The sequence below is a fragment of the Streptomyces sp. NPDC032745 genome (assembly GCF_055579465.1).
Window position 1 is genome coordinate 304,139 of sequence record NZ_JBVING010000008.1, and the last position, 19,695, is coordinate 323,833.

Annotated in this window: 18 protein-coding genes and 1 pseudogene; 12 read left to right on the forward strand and 7 right to left on the reverse strand. The window is 72.3% G+C overall.

The annotated features are described in order from the left end of the window. Positions 1-36 precede the first annotated feature (36 nt). A complete protein-coding gene (locus ACZ5WG_RS22525; RefSeq protein ID WP_468725397.1) occupies positions 37-1,173 on the reverse strand; it encodes a Gfo/Idh/MocA family protein in 1,137 nt (378 codons plus the stop codon). A 410-nt stretch (positions 1,174-1,583) separates the two neighbouring features. On the opposite strand from ACZ5WG_RS22525, the gene ACZ5WG_RS22530 reads away from it, so the two are divergent. The 4 genes from ACZ5WG_RS22530 (at position 1,584) to ACZ5WG_RS22545 (ending at position 5,853) form a co-directional block, all read left to right on the forward strand. After that, on the forward strand, positions 1,584-2,456 hold the full coding sequence (locus ACZ5WG_RS22530; RefSeq protein ID WP_468725398.1) for a glycosyltransferase family 2 protein: 873 nt from the start codon (positions 1,584-1,586) through the stop codon (positions 2,454-2,456). 114 nt (positions 2,457-2,570) lie between these two features. Beyond that, positions 2,571-3,914: an MFS transporter gene (locus tag ACZ5WG_RS22535; RefSeq protein ID WP_468725400.1), complete on the forward strand. Its 1,344-nt coding sequence runs from the start codon at positions 2,571-2,573 to the stop codon at positions 3,912-3,914. Next, positions 3,911-4,924, forward strand: a complete 1,014-nt coding sequence (locus tag ACZ5WG_RS22540) for a TolB-like translocation protein (protein WP_468725401.1) — start codon at positions 3,911-3,913, stop codon at positions 4,922-4,924. Before ACZ5WG_RS22535 ends, ACZ5WG_RS22540 begins: the two co-directional genes overlap by 4 nt. A gap of 140 nt (positions 4,925-5,064) precedes the next feature. Further along, on the forward strand, positions 5,065-5,853 hold the full coding sequence (locus ACZ5WG_RS22545) for an SDR family NAD(P)-dependent oxidoreductase (protein ID WP_468725402.1): 789 nt from the start codon (positions 5,065-5,067) through the stop codon (positions 5,851-5,853). Positions 5,854-5,899: 46 nt separating this feature from the next. Here the strand turns inward: ACZ5WG_RS22545 and ACZ5WG_RS22550 are convergent, their stop codons facing one another. Further along, positions 5,900-6,073 carry a hypothetical protein gene (locus tag ACZ5WG_RS22550; protein ID WP_468725403.1) on the reverse strand — a complete coding sequence of 58 codons (174 nt, stop codon included), beginning with the start codon at positions 6,071-6,073 and terminating at the stop codon, positions 5,900-5,902. Between the two features lie 492 nt (positions 6,074-6,565). Between ACZ5WG_RS22550 and ACZ5WG_RS22555 the strand changes: the two genes are divergently transcribed. Continuing rightward, a complete protein-coding gene (locus tag ACZ5WG_RS22555) occupies positions 6,566-7,501 on the forward strand; it encodes a lysostaphin resistance A-like protein (protein ID WP_468725404.1) in 936 nt (311 codons plus the stop codon). 114 nt (positions 7,502-7,615) lie between these two features. On the opposite strand, the gene ACZ5WG_RS22560 is transcribed toward ACZ5WG_RS22555, so the two are convergent. After that, positions 7,616-8,017: an SHOCT domain-containing protein gene (locus ACZ5WG_RS22560; protein ID WP_468725405.1), complete on the reverse strand. Its 402-nt coding sequence runs from the start codon at positions 8,015-8,017 to the stop codon at positions 7,616-7,618. A gap of 245 nt (positions 8,018-8,262) precedes the next feature. Here ACZ5WG_RS22560 and ACZ5WG_RS22565 point away from each other — a divergent pair, with 245 nt between their 5' ends. Further along, entirely contained in the window at positions 8,263-9,576 is a 1,314-nt protein-coding gene (locus ACZ5WG_RS22565; RefSeq protein ID WP_468725407.1) for a hypothetical protein, read from the forward strand. 139 nt (positions 9,577-9,715) lie between these two features. Here ACZ5WG_RS22565 and ACZ5WG_RS22570 read toward each other — a convergent pair whose 3' ends face one another. Beyond that, a complete protein-coding gene (locus tag ACZ5WG_RS22570; RefSeq protein WP_468725409.1) occupies positions 9,716-11,137 on the reverse strand; it encodes a DUF2252 domain-containing protein in 1,422 nt (473 codons plus the stop codon). 99 nt (positions 11,138-11,236) lie between these two features. Further along, positions 11,237-12,223: a YhjD/YihY/BrkB family envelope integrity protein gene (locus tag ACZ5WG_RS22575; protein ID WP_468725410.1), complete on the reverse strand. Its 987-nt coding sequence runs from the start codon at positions 12,221-12,223 to the stop codon at positions 11,237-11,239. 174 nt (positions 12,224-12,397) lie between these two features. Between ACZ5WG_RS22575 and ACZ5WG_RS22580 the strand changes: the two genes are divergently transcribed. The 5 genes from ACZ5WG_RS22580 to budA all read left to right on the forward strand — a co-directional run bounded on the left by ACZ5WG_RS22580 (position 12,398) and on the right by budA (position 16,573). Further along, positions 12,398-13,090, forward strand: coding sequence for a GAP family protein (locus ACZ5WG_RS22580; protein WP_468725412.1), 693 nt, complete (start codon positions 12,398-12,400; stop codon positions 13,088-13,090). Between the two features lie 165 nt (positions 13,091-13,255). After that, complete coding sequence (locus ACZ5WG_RS22585; protein WP_468725413.1) at positions 13,256-13,729, forward strand: DUF6325 family protein; 474 nt, start codon at positions 13,256-13,258, stop codon at positions 13,727-13,729. A gap of 45 nt (positions 13,730-13,774) precedes the next feature. Then, entirely contained in the window at positions 13,775-14,065 is a 291-nt protein-coding gene (locus ACZ5WG_RS22590) for an SHOCT domain-containing protein (protein WP_468725414.1), read from the forward strand. A gap of 58 nt (positions 14,066-14,123) precedes the next feature. Next, positions 14,124-15,494, forward strand: coding sequence for a chloride channel protein (locus ACZ5WG_RS22595; protein WP_468725416.1), 1,371 nt, complete (start codon positions 14,124-14,126; stop codon positions 15,492-15,494). Between the two features lie 296 nt (positions 15,495-15,790). Then, positions 15,791-16,573 (forward strand): acetolactate decarboxylase, encoded by a 783-nt coding sequence (gene budA, locus ACZ5WG_RS22600; RefSeq protein WP_468725418.1) that lies wholly within the window; start codon positions 15,791-15,793, stop codon positions 16,571-16,573. Between the two features lie 33 nt (positions 16,574-16,606). Here the strand turns inward: budA and ACZ5WG_RS22605 are convergent, their stop codons facing one another. Then, positions 16,607-17,431 carry a class I SAM-dependent methyltransferase gene (locus ACZ5WG_RS22605; RefSeq protein ID WP_468725419.1) on the reverse strand — a complete coding sequence of 275 codons (825 nt, stop codon included), beginning with the start codon at positions 17,429-17,431 and terminating at the stop codon, positions 16,607-16,609. A 196-nt stretch (positions 17,432-17,627) separates the two neighbouring features. On the opposite strand from ACZ5WG_RS22605, the gene ACZ5WG_RS22610 reads away from it, so the two are divergent. Next, entirely contained in the window at positions 17,628-18,503 is an 876-nt protein-coding gene (locus ACZ5WG_RS22610; RefSeq protein WP_468725421.1) for an alpha/beta fold hydrolase, read from the forward strand. Between the two features lie 90 nt (positions 18,504-18,593). Here the strand turns inward: ACZ5WG_RS22610 and ACZ5WG_RS22615 are convergent. Next, positions 18,594-19,265, reverse strand: a pseudogene (locus ACZ5WG_RS22615) (GNAT family N-acetyltransferase); the annotation flags it as partial. Between the last annotated feature and the right edge of the window lie 430 nt (positions 19,266-19,695).

The window sequence follows — 19,695 nt, forward strand, 5'->3', positions numbered from 1 at the left end:
GGGCGCGGGCGGTCCCGTGGAGGGTCGCGCCAACGATCAGCGTCCGGTGCGCAGTCCGACGACCGCGCCGCGGAACTCCAGGCTCCGGGAGGCCGCTTCCAGGATGTCGAGCACTTGCAGGCCCGACCAGCCGTCGGTCAGCGCCGGCCGCCGCGTCCTGATCGCGGCGGCGAACTCCTCGACCATGCTGCGCAGGGCTTCCTTCTCGCCGATCGCGGGCGCCACCATGTCCCCGGTCCGGTAGGAGACGAGCATGTCGCGGCGCTCGTCCGCGCCGATCTCCTGCGGGGCCGTCATGTCCACGCCGCGGTCGAAGACCGCGACGCGCTGCGTGGGGTTGAGGTCGTCCCACACCAGGGTGCGCTTGGAGCCGCTGACCATCGTCGTGCGGACCTTCACCGGGGACAGCCAGTTGACGTGCACGTGGGCGATGGCGCCGGTGTTGAGCGTGAGCGTCAGATAGGCCACGCAGGACTGGCCGGCGCCGATCGGGTCCGCCCCGTGCGCGGCGACGGCGACGGGCCGGATGTTCTCGGGGAGGATGAAGTCGAGGACCGACAGGTCGTGGGGGGCCAGGTCCCACAGGACGTCGATGTCCTTCTGGACGAGCCCCAGGTTGATCCTGACCGAGTCGACGAACTGGATCTCACCGAGTTCGCCGGAGCGGACCATGTCGCGGATGCGGGCCACCGCCGGGGTGTAGCAGTAGGTGTGGTCGCACATGAGGGTGAGGCCGCGTTCCTCGGCCTCGGTCACCAGCTTCAGGCCGTCCTCGTACGTGGCGGCGAGGGGTTTCTCCACGAGGACGTGCTTGCCGGCGCGCAGGGCGGCCAGTGCGACGTCGAGGTGAGTGCCGGCCGGGGTGGCCACGGCGACCGCGTCGACGGCCGGGTCCGCCAGGACGGCCGCGTAGTCGGAGGTCGCCTGGACCGTGGAGTAGTGGCCGAGCACCTGCCGCGCACGGTCGACGTTCAGGTCGCAGAGCCAGCGGAGCCGGAACCCCGGACTGGACTGGAAGTTGCGGACGAGATTGGGTCCCCAGTAGCCCGCTCCGATGACGGCGACGCCTAACGGCTTGGCCGGCCACGCGCCTGCGATCGCGGCCTCGCGTCCCGCACCCTTCGCGGTGTCCCTCTCGGGTTCCTTCTCGGATACCTTCTCGGATTCCTTCACAGCGTTCCCCTTTCCTTCGGCGCACGCCCGAGGGCGTATCGACAACCCATGGCCGGGACGCGTGCGAAGGAAGGGGGTGCCGCCGACGGCGGGCGCCGGGGCGCCTGCGCGACCCGTGCGTGACCTGCCCGACGGTGATGGCCCCCCACGACCGATGCCCTACGTGCTGCGACGTACTTTCCGCCCCCCGGCCGTCCGGCACCCCTCGCCGGTCCGGCCACGGGCAGGCAGCCTGTTCCCCCAAGCCGCCGCACCCGCATTTCCCCAACTGCCCTGCTCCGGTTGGATTTCAGCGACGCCGAAGCACGCCGAATCCGGTCGGCTGCGCTCAATCTAGACCACCGGGCCTACCCCCGGGGAGAGTTGGAGGAAACGGTCGGCTCGGCTGTTCGAGCGTGCATACTTCCGGGGTGACCAGCATCGTGATCCCGGCCCACAACGAGGGCCGGGTCATCGGCCGGCTCCTCGACGCGCTCCTGGCCGACGCCCCGGCCTCCGGGCCCGACATCGTCGTGGTGTGCAACGGCTGTACGGACGACACCGTCGCGGTGGCGGGTGCGCGGGGACCCCGCGTCCGGGTGGTGGAGATACCGACTCCCTCCAAGCACAAGGCACTTCGGGTCGGCGACGAGCACGCACGGGGCTTCCCCCGCATGTACGTGGACGCCGACGTGGAGTTCGGGGCGGCCGGCGTACGGGCGCTGGCCGGCGCCCTTGCCGCCAGTCCGGACCTCCTCGCCGCGGCCCCCGGCCGCGACATCCCCCTCTCCGGGTGTGCCTGGCCGGTCCGGGCGTACTACCGGGTCTGGCAGCGGCTGCCGGCCGTCCGCGAGGGGCTGTTCGGGCGCGGGGTCATCGCGGTGACCGAACCGGGGCACGCCCGGATCGCCGCCCTGCCCCCGCTGATGGCCGACGACCTGGCCGCGTCCCTCGCGTTCGCGCCGGAGGAGCGGCGCGTGGTCGAGGCGGCCCGGGTCGTGGTCCATCCGCCGCGCACCTGGGGTGACTTGATCAGGCGGCGCGTCCGGGCGGCGACCTCGTCCGCCGAGCTGGAGCGCTTCCAGGCATCGGTGCCGTCCGGAGCCGCGGAGGGTACGCGGGCACCGTCCGCGCGCACCGGTACGGGCGACCTGCGCGCCCTGCTCCGGGACCGGCCGAGCCTGTTCCCCGGGATCGTGGTGTTCGTCGTGGCGGCCCTCGCCGCCCGCCGGGGGGCCCGCAAGGCGATCCGGAACGGGGACTTCTCCACCTGGCTGCGTGACGAGAGCAGCCGGCAGGGCTGAGCCGCCCCACCGAGCCGAATCCGGCCGTGGACCGCCCAGTTGGCCCGTACAACCACTAGGGTTTCACGCACACGTACGAGTGACTCAGACCGTCGGCACCGGGAGCTCGAGAGCATGTACCTCGCGGACCGCTCCGCGCCCGCCGGCGCGAAGACCGCACCGGAGACCGCACCGGACGGCGGGCCCGTCCGGGCCCCCGCAGTCGCCTCGGCCGTCCTCGCGCTGGGCACGGTCAGCCTGATCACCGACGTCTCCTCCGAGATGGTCACCGCAGTGCTGCCCCTGTACCTGGTCGCCGGACTGGGGCTGAGCCCGCTCGGCTTCGGCGCGCTCGACGGCGTCTACAACGGGGTCAGCGCGCTGGTACAGCTGACCGGCGGCCACCTCGCCGACCGGGTCCGCAACCACAAGCTGATCGCAGGCATCGGCTACGGCCTGTCCGCCCTGTGCAAGCCGCTGCTGCTGCTCGCCCACAGCCTCGGCCCGGTGGGTGTGGTGCTCGCCCTGGAACGCACCGGCAAGGGTCTGCGCACCGCCCCGCGCGACGCACTGATCTCCCTTTCCACGCCGGCCGGGTTACAGGGCCGCGCGTTCGGCGTCCACCGCGCCATGGACACCACCGGGGCCCTGCTCGGCCCGCTCGCCGCCTTCTTCATCCTGAACATGGCGGTGGGCGGGTACGACGCCGTCTTCGGCGTCAGCGCGTGCGTCGCCGTGCTCGGCGTGGTGGTGCTCGTGCTGTTCGTCCCGTCGGGCGCGGGCCCGGACCCGACCGGGCCGACCGTGGTGGACCCCGGCACGGGGGAGCCCGGCTCCCCGAAGCCCGCCGCGGTGAACCTGCGGGAGGCGGTGGCCCTGCTGCGGCTGCCCCGGCTGCGCGCCCTCGCGCTCTGCGCCGCCCTGCTGGGCCTGACCACCGTCAGCGACGCCTTCCTCTACCTGCTGCTCCAGGACCGCTCCGGCATCCGCGAGCAGTGGTTCCCGCTGCTCCCCCTGGGCACCGCCGCGGTGTTCCTGCTGCTGGCCGTGCCGGCCGGCGCCCTGGCCGACCGGATCGGGCGGCGCACCGTGTTCCTCGCCGGGCACGCCCTCCTGCTGGCCGGGTACGGGTTGCTGCTGTGGGCCCCGCACTGGCCCGCCCTCCCCTACCTGGTCCTCGTACTGCACGGCCTGTTCTACGCCGCGACCGACGGGGTCCTGCCCGCCGCCGTCGCCGCGACCGTCCCCGCGCAACTGCGCGCCACCGGTATCGCCCTCGTCGGCACCGGCCAGGCGCTGGCCCGCTTCGGCTGCTCGCTCGCCTTCGGCGCCGCCTGGACCCTCTGGGGCGCCGGTCCCGCGCTCGCCGCCGCCGCGGCCGGCCTGTGCTGCTGCGCGGGCGTCGCCGGCTTCGTACTCCGCCCGGCGCCCCGGGACACCGCTCCCGAACCGGCCCGACACCCCCGAGGGACCCGATGACCCGCCGACGCCGACTGCTCGTACTCGCCGTGGCCGTGCTGCTCCTCGGAGGCCTCGGCACCGCGCTGGTGCTGCGCGCCGCCGCCAGGGCTGGGCAGACGCACGAGGGGGACCCGACGGTCGCCCAGGGCCCGGTCACGCTCGCGCGCCAGGACCGGCTGGCCTTCCTCAACGGCGCGCAGGGCCCGCACCGCGGGGCCCTCGTCTCGGTCCCGGGACAGTCGCCCCAGGCCGAGCGCACCGCGTCGGGCCTCACCTGCCAGCGCTTCCACGCGGCCGCCGGAACCGGGCTGTGCCTGAACTCCACTCCGGGCGCGCTCGCCCAGGACAACCGGGCACTGATCGTCGACTCCGATCTGCGCACGCTGCGCAGCTTTCCGCTCGCGGGCACCCCGTCCCGGGCCCGGGTCTCGCCGAGCGGCCACTTCGCGGCCTGGACCGTGTTCGTCTCCGGAGAGTCGTACGGCGCCGCGTTCTTCTCCACGCGCACCGCGATCGTGGACACCCGTACCGGGGCGATCGAACCGGACCTGGAGAAGTTCTCCATCCAGCTGGACGGCCGGCCGTACGCCTCGGGCGACGTGAACTTCTGGGGCGTGACCTTCTCCAAGGACGACGACACCTTCTACGCCACTCTCGGCACCGCCGCCCAGACGTACCTGGTGAAGGGCTCGGTCTCGCGGCGCAGCGTCACCACCCTCGCCCAGAACGTGGAGTGTCCTTCCCTCTCCCCGGACGAGACCCGGGTCGCGTACAAGAAGCGCGTCGCGCGCGGCGCGTCGCTGTGGCGCGAGCACGTACTGGACCTGGGGACGCTGCGCGAGACGCCGCTCGCGGAGAAGCGGAGCGTGGACGACCAGGCCGTCTGGCTCGACGACCGCACTCTGGCCTACGCCCTGCCCGCCGAGGGCCGGGCGGACACCACCGATGTGTGGACGGTCCCGGCGGACGGCACGGGCGCCCCGCGCGTCCTGACCCCGGCGGCCTCGTCCCCGGCGCGCCTCGGCTGACGGCCTGACGCGCGGATGCGAGGGCCACCTGCCTGACGCCGCGGCCCTGTCGGGACCGGCCCGGGCCCTCGTTCGTGCACACTCGGTCCTCGTGGGCCGGCCTGCCGGGACCCGGTCCGCACCTCGTCGAGGAGGACCGCGTGGACCTGCATCTCACGGACAAGGTGGCGGTGGTCACCGGAGCGAGCAAGGGCATCGGCCTGGCGGTCACCCGGGCGCTGGCCGGTGAGGGCGTGCGGGTGGTCGCCGCCGCCCGTACGGTGGGCGGTCCTCTGACGGAGCTGGCCGCCGGCGGGCGGGTCCGGCCCGTCGCGGTCGACCTGACCACACCGGACGGACCGGAGCGGGCGGTACGGGAAGCGGTCTCGGCGTTCGGCGGGCTCGACATCCTCGTCAACAACGTCGGCGCCGTGCGTCCGCGGCTGGGCGGCTTCCTGTCGCTGACCGACGAGGACTGGACGTGGGCCCTGACCGTCAACTTCCTCACGGCCGTCCGCACCACCCGGGCCGCCCTCCCGCACCTCATCGAGCGCGGCGCCGCATCGATCGTCACGGTCGGCTCGGTCAACGCCTTCCTGCCCGACCCGGCGGTGATCGACTACTCCGCGGCGAAGGCCGCACTCACCAACTTCTCGAAGGCGCTTTCCAAGGAGGTCGGCCCGCGCGGCGTACGCGTCAACACCATCAGCCCCGGCCCGGTCGAGACGGCTCTCTGGCTCGGGGAGCAGGGCGTCGCCGCCACCGTCGCGGGCGGTACGGGGAGCACACCGGCCGAGATCGTCGCGGGTGCCGCCGCCCAGAGCGTCACCGGGCGGTTCACCCGCCCCGAGGAGGTCGCCGATCTCGTCCTGCTGCTGGCCTCGGACCGGGCCGGCAACACCACGGGCTCAGACCACACCATCGACGGCGGACTCGTCACGACGCTGTGAGCGGCGTGCTGCGCCGGTTGGAGCGGCGATCGCGGCCGGCGGCGGGTCAGATGCGTTTGTCGGCGAGGATGCGGTCCGCCGCGTAGTGCGGGCACGAGGCGGTGTGCCAGGTGACCGTCAGCATTCCGGCCTCCGCCGACAGGGTCCGGGCCGTCCCGTCCTTCGGGCCGGCCTTGCAGTACGAGCACACCAGGGCTCGCGGCTTGGGAAACTCCAGCATGATCGTGCCCTTCCCGCTCAGACGTACTGGCGACCGGTTACGCCAACTCCTATCAAACCTGGGCGGAACACGGTCCGATACCTGCCGGTAGGACCAGAATTCCCGCAACCCGGAGCCGCCGGCGCCCGGTAGCGGCCTGACCGTGGCGGTCTCCAAGAAAGAGATCACGACGGCCGGCTCCGGCGTCACCCTGAAGTGTCAGGTACCGAGGGCCGTCCGGGGCGGCGCCGCGGCCGCCCTGCCGACATGCGCCTGGGCGGACGGGAACACGGCGCGGCGTACACGTGATCGAATAGGTGCGCAGACAGTCGAACGGGAAGAAGGCGGGCCGTACCTGTGTCAGACACTCCCCATCCGGATGGCCGGCTCAGGCCCGCCGACCCGAACGCCCAGGTGTGGGACGGCTCCGGCCCTTCCGGTGGCGCAGCCCCGTGGCCCCCGCCGCAGGGTTGGCCCGCTCCGCCCGCCGGGTACGTTCAGCCCCCTGCGCTCGTGGCCGCGCCGGCCGGCTCCAGGTATCACGAGCAGGCGAGGAACGGGCGGCAGGGCGCACTCGGACGTCTCGGCGAGATTCTCCTCGTCACGGTCCTCCTGGCGGTGGGCCTCATAGCCGTCACCGTGGCCGGCGTCGCCATCGGCCACGGACTGGGGCTGAAACTCGCCCCCGACGGCAGTGACCGGGTGCTGTCCGACCCCCTGGCGGACGAGGCCATGGGGCTCATGAGCCTGGCGGTCGGCATTCCCGTCGTCCTGCTGGCGGTCCGTGCGTGCGGCCGTCGGCCCGCCGCAACGGTGATCTCCGTCCTGGGGTGGCTGCGCTGGCGCTGGCTCGCCCGCTGTGCCGGGGTGGCATTCCCCCTGATGGCGCTCCAGATGGGCGTGCTCCTGCTCTGGGGCTGGGTCGAGGACGGCCCGGAGAGCCTCTCCGGCGAATTCCCCGGATGGCTCCCGCTGTTGCTCGGCTTCGCGGTGTTCCTGGTGCTGGTTCCCTTCCAGGCCGCGGCCGAGGAATTCGTCTTCCGAGGCTGGCTCACCCAGTTCTTCGGGGGGTTTCTCCGCTCGCCCTGGCCGGGGATCGTCGTCGCCTCGTTGCTCTTCGCCCTCGCCCACGGGTTCGGTGCATGGTCGGGCTTCGCGCTGCTCTTCTACTCCGCGGTGTGGTGGGGCTGGCTCGTCCTCCGCACGGGCGGACTGGAGGCCGTGATCGCGATCCACACGGCAAACAACGTACTGTCCTACGGCATTGCGCTCGCGCTGGGGCAACTGGCTGATTCCGGAACCGCAGCAGACGCCCCGTGGCAGGCACTCGTCCTCGAGCTGGTGTGCGCACCCGGCTACTGCCTGCTCATCTCGAAACTGAGCGCCCGGTACGGCGTTGAAAGCCGCAGCCCGCACCACCGGCTCACGCTGCCGCTGTCCCACCCATGAGACCGAGTCGACCGGAGACCGACCGGACCGCGGCGCGTTGAGGCGGAGACGACACCGCGGGAACCCGTGTCGGCGGCGCCGCGTTCCGGTCCGGGGCGCCGACGGGCCGACAGCTCAGGCCAGCAGCTTCGTCTTGGCCTGCTGGAACTCCTCCTCGGTGAGCGCGCCCTTGGCCTTCAGCTCGGCGAGCTTGGCCAGCTCGTCCGCGCCGCCCGATCCGCCGGCCGGAGCGGTGCCTGCCGTCTGGCGGATGTAGTCCTGGAAGGCCGCCTCGTTCTCCTTGGCCTGCTTGACGTCCCGCTTGGTCATGCCCTTGCCGCGGACGATGACGTAGATCAGCACGCCGAGGAAGGGCAGCACGATGACGAAGATCAGCCAGCCGGCCTTGCCCCAGCCGCTCATTTCGTGGTCACGGAAGATGTCCGTGATGATCTTGAACAGCAGGAACAGCCACATGATCCACAGGAAGAACCAGAGCATGGACCAGAAGATGCTGAGTGCCGGGTAGTCGTCCATGGATGCCTCCTTCGGGCGGGCCCGATGCCCGCGATCAGCAGTATTGGCTCGCCTCCTGCGTTCCGCATGTCGAGCGGAGCCGTACGCCTTCGCCCATGCCCCACCGAACCGCTCGGCCGCCGTGCTCGCCGGGCCGCACCGCAGGCCACGGATCGCATCGACGGGTCTCACCCGGTCGGGTCACCTCCACTCGCCGGATCGAGCGCGCCGGGATTGCCTGGGGTACGACCCCTAGGAGGGCTGCCATGCCGGACGACGAAAGCCAGAACGAGATCGCCGCACTGCGGGCTCGGGTCGCCACACTGGAGAGCGAGGCGGCGAAGCGCCCGCCGCCCCACCACCGGGTGCGCGCGTTCCTGTCAGCGCTGCTGATCGTCATCGGCTGCGTCCTGGCCCCACTGGGCATCGTCGCCGCCTGGACGGCGGACATCGTGGGCGACACCGACCGCTACGTCGCCACCGTGGCCCCGCTCGCCTCCGACGCCGACGTACAGGCGGCCGTCGCGAACCGGGTCACGGGCGCGGTCATGGAACACCTCGACCTGCCCGCCCTGCTCGAGGGCGTGGCCCCGGACGACCGGCCGTTGCTGGCGAAGGGGCTGGGGAAACTGGGTGACGGGCTCGAGGGCGCGGTCCGGAGCTTCGTGCACGAGAAGGCGCAGGAAGTCGTCGCATCGAATGCCTTCGACACGATCTGGACCGGCGCGAACCGTGCGATCCACACCTCGCTCGTACGCGCGCTGACCGGCAACGACGAGGGGGCCGTGCAGATCAAGAACGACTCCGTGACCCTCGACCTCGCTCCGGTGATCGATCAGGTGAAGACGAAGCTCGTGGACTCCGGGCTCAGCGTCGCCGCCAAGATCCCTCAGATCCACACCGACTTCACCATCCTCCGGTCGGACGACATCGGCCGGGTCAAGACGGGCTTCCGGCTGCTCGAGCTCGCCGGCCTGTGGCTGCCGATCCTCGCGGTCATCCTCGCGGCCGTGGGAGTCCTGCTGTCAGCCCACCGGCGCCGTACCCTGGTCGCGGCCGCCCTCGGCTTCGCCGCCGCGGCGCTCATCCTGGGCATCGGCCTGACGGTCTTCCGTACGGTCTATCTCAACGCGCTTCCCGACACCGTCTCCCAGCCGGCCGCGGGCGCCGTCTACGACGCGATGATCCGCCTCCTGCGCATCACCATCCGCGCGGTCGTGGTCCTCGGCGTATTGCTCGCGCTCGCCGCCTGGCTCTCGGGGCCGGGACGCCGTGCCACGGTGGTCCGCCAGGTGTGGCATTCCGGTATCGCGGCCACCCGGGCCACGGCCGACCGGGCGGGCCTGCGTACGGGCCCGGTCGGCGCGTTCGTCGGACGCCACCGCGTCTGGATCACCTGGATCCTGGTGGCTGCCGCCGTCCTCGCCTTCGTCCTGTGGCCGCACCCGACCGGCTGGGTCATCCTGGGTCTCGCCCTCGCGCTCCTCTTCGCCCTTGCCGTGATGGACTTCATCGCCGAGGACGCCGAGGTCGCCGACAGCACGGCGACGACCGGCGGCAGCCCGCCGAGTCCCCGATAGGCCACCGGGCTCAGGAGCGCACCACCCCGGGCCGGCCCCCGGGGGACGCGCCGGGTGGAGAACGCGCCGGGTGGAGAGCGGCGCCGTCACAGGGCAGCCGACCGGCACAGAGGCGGGCGCTCGGGGCGCCCGCCTGCGTTCACGCCGACTCCGCCGCCACCCGGCCGGAGGTCACCGCGTCCACCAGGGCCTGGTGGTCGCGCTCGTTCCGGTCGGCATAGGTTTCCGCGAACCGCACCAGCGCCCGGTCGAACACGTCGCCGCTGCCCAGATAGGCCGCGATGCCGATCCGGTCGCCGGACCTGGCGTGCGCCCGGGCCAGGGTGGTGCCGCACACGTCGCCGAGCGTCTGCATGCCCCGCGGTGCCATGAGCTCCGGTTCGATGTTCCCCTTCCAGTCCCGCAACTGCCGTACGTAGAAGTCCCGCTGGCGGCCGTCGATGCCCTTCACCCGGTGCCAGCCCAGGAAGATGTCACTGGCTGCCTGCATCAGGCGCTGCCCGGCCACCACCCGCTCGCCCTGCATGGAGTACTCGCCGGCGCCTACGTACGGGGCGAGGACCGACTCGCCGGCCTCCTTGGCCTGGAGGATCAACGGGTCGCCACCGTCCCTGCCCAGGAGCAGAATGATCCAGCACCGGGTGCCCACGCTGCCGACGCCCACCACCTTGCGGGCCATGTCGACGACGGTGAACTGCCGCAGCAGGTGCCGCCGGTCCGAAGGGAGGGTCTGGCCGTACTGTTCGACCAGGTCGATGATCTGCTCCTCCAGCGTGCTGCGCTCGTTGTCCGGCAGCAGCTGCGTGAGCGGTACGACCAGGGGCGGTATCGACCTGAACCGGTGCTCCCCGTCGACCACCTCGGTGAGTTTGCCGGCGGCCTGCAGGCTGTCGCGCCCGCGTGCTTTGGCCAGTGTCTCGGCCAGCTGCTTGCGGCCGCGTGAGCGCAGTTCGGCCGCTCCCAGCGTCTGGAGCTGCTCCGCGTCGATCCTCGCGTACCAGACGTCGAGGTGGCGCATGGCGGCGTAGCGGCGCATCTGCTCGCGGTAGGACCTGCCCACGGACCGGACGATCACAGCGCGCTCGCGGTCGCTGAATCCGTTCTCCCGCCCGGCGATGGCCAGGCTCACGGCCAGCCGCTTGACGTCCCATTCCCACGGTCCGGGCAGTGTCTCGTCGAAGTCGTTGACGTCGAACAGCAGATTCCGCTCCGGGGAGCCGAGCAGCCCGTAGTTCAGCATGTGGGCATCGCCGCACAGTTGGACCCGAAGGCCCGAGTCCGGGGTGTGGGCCAAGTCTGCGGCCATGACGGCGGCGGCGCCCCGGTAGAAGCGGAACGGTGACTCCGACATCCGCCCGTAGCGGATCGGCACCAGCTCCGGCACCCGGCCGGCCGACTGCCCTTCGAGCACGTCCACCGGATCCTGCCGGTGCGCGGACGGCTCGAAATCCCCCTGCCCGGTGCGGGGCGCCCGGCTCCGGGCAGCGCGGCCGCGGGCGGCCCGCTCTTCCGCGGACAGCCGGCGCACGCCGTTGTCCGTTATTGCTGCACGCTTTGCCATTGCTGTCGACCTCCAGGCCACTCGGGCCCCTGCTGCCCAGCATGGCACCCCTGGCACCGCGCTGCCGTACGGCGCCATACGGTGCCGGAGCGCCGGAGCTCAGCCCTGCTCCGTCCGCTGCCGGCTCGGCGCCGGACTGTCCAGCCGCCTGGCGAGGTACGGCTCCTGCGCCAGGACGGCGCCCATGGTGACGCCGCCGGCGATGGCCACGCACAGCACGATCAGCCACGACAGCAGGACGAAGACCGAGCCGGCCGAACCGTACTCGCTCAGCGCCCGGTTGAGGGCGCGCGGCATGTAGAAGCCCGCGGTGACCGAAAGGGCCGTGATGGCGCCGGCTGTGATCACCGCTCCCGGCAGCAGGGGCAGCCAGCCGACGAGGCGGCCCAGCAGGAGGTGCTGGGTCCACCACCACACCAACGTCTGGAAGACGAAGGTGAGGGGGATGCCCAGCCAGAGCCCGACGCCGAACCCGCTGCGCACCGGTTCCTGCACGACCAGCAGAGCGATCCAGACGGCGATCCACGCGAGCCAGCGCCAGATCGCGATCCGCGCCCCGGTACGCGGAATCTCCCACGCGCGCTTGCACAGCCGCTGCATGGCGCGGCTCACGGCGGTCGCGGACAGCAGCACCATCAGGGAGCCCACCACGCCCACCGCGTTCTGGAGGTCCGCGTCGGAGCTGCGGAAGATGTCGGACAGCTGGTCGCTCGCCTCTCCGTTGAGCCCGAACACCGCACGAATCGATGCGGCCATCTGCTGCCGTACGCTCTCCGGGGCGAACGACGCGACGACGAAGACCAGGGGGACGGCGGTCAGGAAACACTGCGCGGCGAGCCGTGTCGCGGAATCGAAGATGTTCACCGACACCATGCGCTCGGCGATGTCGGTGATCACCGGAAACCGGGTTTCGGCACGGTGCTGGAGCCGCTTGGCCGAGGCCGCCGTCCGCCGCGAGCGGGTACGCCACCACTCGGCGTGCAGGACGGCGCGCCTGCTCCGGCCGGAGGGCATCAGCGCACCGGGGAGGGAGTCGGCGCAGGGGGAGACGAACGGCTCGACGCCGACGCCAGGGCCGGTGGGCAAGTCGTCGTCATTGCGGTCTCCTTCGTGTGCGTCCAGGTTGAAGGAAACGCCCGGGAGCGGCATCTCGAACGGCTCCGGCCGGCCGCCCTCGGCCCGTCCGCCGAACGGCCGTGAAAAGGTGTCGGGGCCCGGACCCGTGCGTAGTGTCGTATCTCGTCACACGATTGGGGCGCCATGGTCCTCGACCTCTTGCTCATCGCGCTGGCCATCACCGTCGACCCGCTGCCCATCATGGCGTTCGTGCTCGTGGTGTCGTCCGCCAGGGGTGTGTGGAAGGGTCTCGCCTTCCTGCTGGCCTGGCTCGCCTGCCTCGTCGTGGTGATCGCGACCGTACTCGCAGTGACGGACGGGCAGCCCCCGTCACCGCGCTCCCCGCCCGGCATCGCGGGCCTGGCGGCCAAGTTGGTCATCGGACTCGGGCTGGTGTTCTACGGGCTCCATCGCCGCCGCCTCATGAAGGCGGGCACGGCCCCGACCGGCTCCGCCACCCCGCTCGGCCCCGACGTGCAAGGCGGACCCTCCGACAGCGCAGCCTCCCGCATGGACTCGAGCTCGGTCTGGGCGGCCGCGGGCCTTGCCGTGCTCGTCCAGCCGTGGGGCCTGGTCGCCGCGGGCGCGACGACCGTGCTCGAGGCGAACACTTCGCACACCTCCACCTACCTGGCCCTGTTCGGCTTCTGTTTCCTCGCGACCGCCAGCCTGCTGGCCGCCGAGCTGTACATCGTTTTCGCACCCGAGGTCGCGCACGACCGGTTGATGCGCCTGCGCGGCTGGCTGGAGGGCCACCAGCAGCAGGCGATCGCCGTCATCTGCCTGGTGGTCGGCCTGTGGCTGACCGGCAAGAGCATCTACCAACTGACCGGCTGACCGATCGGCTCGTTCGACCGGTGGCCTTCCGGATGTGCGGAGGCGCGTGCGCGGTGCTGGAATGGGCTTAGGCGACGTCCCTCCTGCCCACCGCGTGCCGGGCCCACCGCCCGTGGATCAGCGGCCGACGTGACGTCCCCCTCCCCCAGCGCGACAGGAGCAGCCATGAGCAGCGAGGTCGAGGAATCAGGCGGGTTCGGCGACATCGACGACATGGGTCCCGTGGACTATGTCGTGATCGAGTTCCCGGGCAACCGGATGACGGGCAAGGGACTCCCCATGCTCGTCGATCTCGTCGATCGCGGCATCATCCGCATCTTCGACCTGGTCTTCGTCCGCAAGGACCTGGACGGCTCGGTGACGGCGGTGGAGCTGAACGACTTCGGCAGCGAGGTCGACCTTTCGGTCTTCGAAGGAGCCTCGTCCGGCCTGCTGGACCAGAGTGACATCGACGACGCCGGCATCGCGCTGGAACCCGGGAACTCGGCGGGGATCATCGTGTACGAGAACACGTGGGCGGCGCCGTTCGCCCGTGAACTGCGGCGCGGAGGTGCACAGCTCGTGGCCGCCGGCCGGATCCCCGTGCAGGCGCTGCTCGCGTCGCTGGATGCCATGGAGGTACCGCCTGGCGACGAGTGAGGACGGCCGCAGCCCTGCTTCACCGCACCCCTGGAGATGAGCATCATGCCCGGACTTCTTCGCGGAGTCGCCCGTACGGCCGTCGTCGCCGGCACCGCCACCGCCGTGTCCAACCGGGTGTCCCGGCGGCAGGCAGGCCGGTGGGCCCAGCAAGAGGCGCCGCAGGCCGAGGCCGCGCCGCCGCCCCCTCCCCCGCCTCCGCCCCCTCCCCCGGCTCCTGCCGCCGACGACATGAGCACCAAGATCGACCAGCTCAAGCAGCTCAGCACCCTCAAGGAGCAGGGAGTGCTGACCGAGGCGGAATTCGCCGAGCAGAAGCGTCGGCTCCTCGGCTGACGGAGCACCCTGTACCGGACGCACCGGTGAGGGACGGGGGACGGGAAGGAACGGCCCCATGACGCAGCCGACGCAGCCGAGTGCGAGTCCGCAGCCGCCATCGCGGCCCGCGGAGGCTCAGAGGCTCGGCGAGCTGCTCCGGACTCCCGGATACCGCAAGACGCTGGTGTTCTGCGGACTCGTCGGCATCCCGGTCTCGCTGGCCGCATTCTGGTTCCTCGCCGGGCTCCGGAAACTGGAGAGCCTGGTCTGGGTGGACCTCCCGCATGCCCTCGGCCACGACGCTCCGCCGTGGTGGTGGCCCCTGCCGCTCCTGCTCATATCGGGGCTCTGCGTCGGGCAGATCGTCACCCGTTTCCCCGGGGCGGGCGGGCACATCCCCGCGACCGGCCTGCACGCGGGCGGTCCCGGAGCCGCAGCCCTGCCCGGAGTGATCCTCGCGGCCGTGTTCAGCCTGCCGCTCGGCGCCACGCTCGGCCCCGAGGCCCCGCTCATCGCGCTGGGCGGCGGACTCGCGATCGCGCTGCGGCACCTCACCGGAACGCCGGAGACACCGATGAGCACCGCGCTGCTGGGCGCGGCCGGATCCGCCGCGGCGATCGCCACCATCTTCGGCAATCCGCTGATCGCCGCGGTGCTGCTCATGGAGGTCGTGGGGGTGGGCGGGCCCAAGCTGTTCGCCGTCATGCTGCCCGCGCTGCTGTCGAGCGGCATCGGCTCGCTCGTGTTCACCGGTTTCGGCCGCTGGACCGGTCTGGGGACCGGCGACCTGCAGCTGAAGACGGGCGCGCAGTTCCCCCGTCTGGACATCGGTGACGTGGCCTGGTCGATCGTCATCGCGGTGGCCCTCGGCGCCGGCGTGCACCTGATCCAGTACGGCGGCCGACTGACCGCCGTCCACGTCGCCAAACGGCCCCTGACCGTCACGGCGCTCTGCGCGCTCGCCGCCGGAGCCTGCGCCGCCGCCTATGCCCTGGGCACCGGCCGCTCTCCCGCGGACGTGGCCTCCTCCGGCCAGGCCACGCTGGGTCAGCTGACCGAAGATCCGCAGGCCTGGGGCGTCGGCGCGCTGATCGCCGTCCTCCTGTGCAAGGGCGCCGCCTTCTCCCTGTGCCTGGGCAGCCTGCGCGGCGGCCCCGTCTTCCCGTCGCTGTTCCTCGGCGCCGCGGCAGGCGTCCTCTGCTCGCCGCTGCCCGGCCTGGGCATCGGCGCCGGGCTGGCGGCCGGCATGGCCGCCGCCACCGTGACCGCGTTGCGGCTGCCGGTCAGCAGCGTGGTGCTCGTGGTCCTGGTCATGGGCAGCGCCGAGATGATCCCGGTGGCGATCCTCGCCGCCGTCGTGGCGTTCGTGACCGCCGAACTCCTGCCGCCCGGCCCGCCGATCCCGCCGGTGGGCCGCGCACCCCAGCCCGCCGCTCCTGCACGGTGACCGTTGCGGCTGGGCCGGGTTGGCAGACGCCGGGGCGTCGGAACCCGGCGTGTGATCACTCTGATCACAACCCTGCACTGCCCCTGACACACGCAGCCTGGCGGGGGCGCGAGGGGGTGTCGGACGGCGGGTGCCGGTCGGGTGCCCTGTCCGGCACAACGGGCGACCACCTGCGCGCCGTTGTGGCGACATGGCCGGCTCCCTAGCGTGCTGCTGGATGCAGATCTGCCGGGTCGGGGGGAGCGACTTGAAGGCGCTGCCGGACCGTCCTGCGCACGGGGACCCAGGGGGGGCACATGCAGGGACCGGACTCAACTCCGCCGAACACGCCGGGGCAACAGGGATCACCCGCACGTCCGAGGGGGCGGATCTTCCAGGCCTCGACCATGACGGCCATGCTGGAAGGCGTCTACGAAGGCACGACGACCATCGCCGAGCTCTGCCGCCACGGCGACTTCGGCATCGGAACCTTCGACCGGCTCGACGGCGAGATGATCGTCCTCGACGGCCGGTGCTATCGATTGCGCGCCGACGGGACCGCCGGTGAAGCCGACCTGGCCACGCGAACACCCCTCGCGGCGGTGACCTACTTCCACGGCGAGTACGACTGGCGGATGGCCGAACCGGTCGACGCCACAGAACTGCGCGCGGTGATCGACAACTGGCTGCCGAGCCCCAACATGTTCTACGCAGTGCGCGTCGACGGGTACTTCGACCACATGGTCACCCGCATGCTCCCGGAGCAGCACCGTCCCTACCCCCGGCTGATCGACGCGGTGGCGGGACAGATCATCTCCACCCACACCGACCTGCACGGGACCATCGTCGGTTTCCGCAGCCCCACCCACATGCTCGGAGTGGCAGCGGCCGGGTACCACCTGCACTTCCTCTCCAGCTGCCGCACCCGCGGCGGACACGCCTACGACTTCGTGCTCCGCTCCGGGCGAGTACGCGTCGACGTGGGCTACGAACTGGTCCTGCGTATGCCGCGCACACGGGACTTCCACACGGCGCAGCTCGGCCGGGGCGATATCGCGGGTGAGATCGAGGCGGTTCTCCAGGGCGGCCGGAGGTCATGACCGGTGCTCGGAAGCACCCTTGCAAGGATCGCCTCACTCCACCCGGGCGAGGAAGAGGTCGCTGAAGTGCTCCATCTCGATGCCGCCGCCGTGGGCCTCCAGGACCCGGGCAGTCTCGGCGAGGACCTGCTCGCGCCGGTCAGGGGGCAGGACGCGATAGCGCGAGAGCGAGGCCAGGTATCCCAGGTAGCGGCCGGTGTCGTAGTGCTGACCCTGCCGATACCGGACGGCACGCAGGTCGGTGAAGCGCCCGTCGCGCCGGCATTCCTCCTCGGGCCAGCCGGGCAGCCCGGCCCAGTTCCCGGGCACCTCGCCGTAGGAGGACGCCGGCTCGCCATGCGGCGCGTGGTCAATCCCGTGGCGGCCGTCGACCTCGGCCAGGGCGGCGTGCAACCGTGCATCGCGGACCCCCTGCGGGTTCCAGAACAACGCCACGGCCCCGCCCGGCGCGAGAGCGTTCCGGGCCAGGTCCCAGCGCCGCTCCGGGGCCACCCAGTGCCAGGATGTGGCAGCAAGGAGCAGCCCGAAGCGGCGGCCGCCGGGCCGCCACTCTTCGAAGCCGCCGCTGTGCACCCGGACCCCCGGGTAGCACGAGGTGTTGCGGCGCAACACCTCAGCCATGCGCGGATCGGGTTCGATGCACACCAGGGACGTACCCAGCGCCGCGAACGGCACCGTGGCCTTGCCGGTCCCCGCACCGACCTCCACCGCCTCGCGATCGCCCAGGGCCGCGTACGCGAGGACGTCCGCAACCAGAGCGTCCGCATATCCCGGGCGGGCGGCATCGTAGAGTTCGGCCACCTCCCCGAACACCTGACTGCGCGCCATATCGACCTTGCCCCGCACCGTCATCCGCATCACCCGCTTCCCCGATCGGCAGGCGGCCACCCTACCGGCGCCGGCCGACAGCGCCGGGCCTGCCGGCGGCCCTGCACCTCGGACCACGGACGCCGGGTCGTGTTTCCCGACCGGCCGGACTGGTACAACTACCACCGACCCGACACCGGCATCCACGGCGGACGGTCCGGCGCACCGCAGGAGAGGAGAGGCAACGATGGCCGAGCGTGTTGTGGAGTCGGGCGGCATCACGCTGTGCACCGAGTCCTTCGGCGACCCGTCGGATCCGCCCGTCCTGCTCATCATGGGCCTGGGTGCTTCGATGCTCTGGTGGGAGGAGGGTTTTTGCCGGTTGCTCGCCGAAGGCGGGCGCTTCGTGATCCGTTACGACCACCGCGACACCGGCCGATCGGTCACCTACCAGCCGGGGCGTCCCGGATACACCGGCGCGGACCTGGTCGGCGACGCCGCCCGCGTGCTCGGCGCCTACGGGATCCCTGCCGCGCACGTGGTGGGTGTCTCGGCCGGAGGGGCGCTCGGGCAGCTGCTCGCGCTCGATCACGCCGATCGCGTCCTCTCTCTCGTACTGATCAGCACGTCCTCCGCCGTGCCCGGCGACAGCGAGCTCCCGCCGCCCACCGAGGAGTTCATGCGATTCGTCTCCGATGCGCGCGTCGACTGGTCGGACGGCGACTCGGTGATCGACTACCAGGTTGCCTACGCGCGCGTGCTCGCCGGCGGTAGGCGCCGGTTCGACGAGGCTGCCGCGCGCAGCCTCGTCCGTCGCGATGTCGAGCGCGCGCACGACTTCGGCGCAGCCCGCAACCACGACTCGCTTCCGGACGGCGAGCTCTCACCGGCGCCCCTGTCCTCGATCACCGTGCCCACGCTGGTGATCCACGGGACCGCCGACCCGATGTTCCCGCTCCGGCACGGTGAGGCACTTGCGGAGCGAATCCCCGGGGGCAGGCTGTTGGTGCTGGAGGACGCCGGCCACGGGGTCGAGCGGGCCGACTGGGCGACGGTCGTCCCTGCCATCCTCGAACACACCGCCCCGGGCAGTGCTCGCCGGGTGGGCCCGAGCGAGCCCTGACGGGGCCGTGGTGCGGATCCCCCGGGTGGCGTAGTGGACGTACTCGTGCTCCAGGCGGAAGCCGGCCCGCCAGGCGAGGAGCCGGCTGGGGCGGTTGCCGCGGGCGCAGGACCAGGTCGGGGTCCGGCCGCGTGCCGCGACGTCCTCGCAGAGGGCGGTCACGCAGGCCAGTGCCAGGTGCCGGCGGCGGTGGTCGGGGTCCGCGAGGACGGCGACGTCCTCGTACCGGCTGCCGACGAAGTACGTGCTCGCCACCGCCAGCAGTCCGCGCCGGTGGAAAGCGCCCCAGGCGCCGCCGGACCGGGCCAGGTCGTGGGGGCCGCCCCAGGTGCCGTGGATCCACGACGCCTGCGGCCCCATCGCCGCCAGTGCCTGAGCATCGTCGCTGCGCAGGCGCCGTACGGTCACTCCGCGCGGCGGCCGGGCCGGTACGGCGGGTGCCCGGCGGATGTACGTCATCCGCTCCCAGGGGGTGACGCCCTCGAACGCCGCCCGCAGCGAGGGCACGAACCCGGCCGGGGCCTGGACGTAGTGGGCGGCCAGCGGGCCGAGGTCCCCGGCGGAAAGAGCCCGCGGGTCACCGCGCAGCAGCGCGTGGTCGCCGCAGGAGACGGCCAGGGCCCGGGGGTTGAGCGGCCGGTCGCACCACCAGCGGCCGTTCCCGGTTCTCAGCACGTGCTCGGCGAGCGCCCCGATGCCGGGGGACCCGGCAGGGAACCACGGGGCGAGGGACGGGAGACGGGAAGGGTGCAGCTCGATCACGGGGCCACCTCTGGGGGCGGAAGGGAGAGGACTCTGAGGCCCTGGGGCTCTGGGGGGCCGGGGGCAGCCCGGACGGGGCCGCCCCCGGCGGCAGAGTCGCCGGCGCGGCGCGCGGACCTCCGCGGCCGACCGCCAGGCCGACGGGCCGACGGGCAGACGGGCAGACGGGTGCTAGGGAGTGTCGTCAAAGTGGCGTCGGCCGCCCGGAAGGGCGGGGCTGGCGGGGTCTGGTGCGTGCGATCGCAAGGCGGAGGAGGGAAGCGACGCGGAGCGTCGTTGACCGACGACAACGCGGCGAGCGTGCGTGCCAGACCCCGCCAGCCAGACGGGACTTTGACGACACGACCTAGAGCGCCGGGAGCCGGACAGGTTGCGCGGACGGCGTCACCGGGTGCGGTGGCCGGTCCTCGTGGCGCAGGCCGATGTCCAT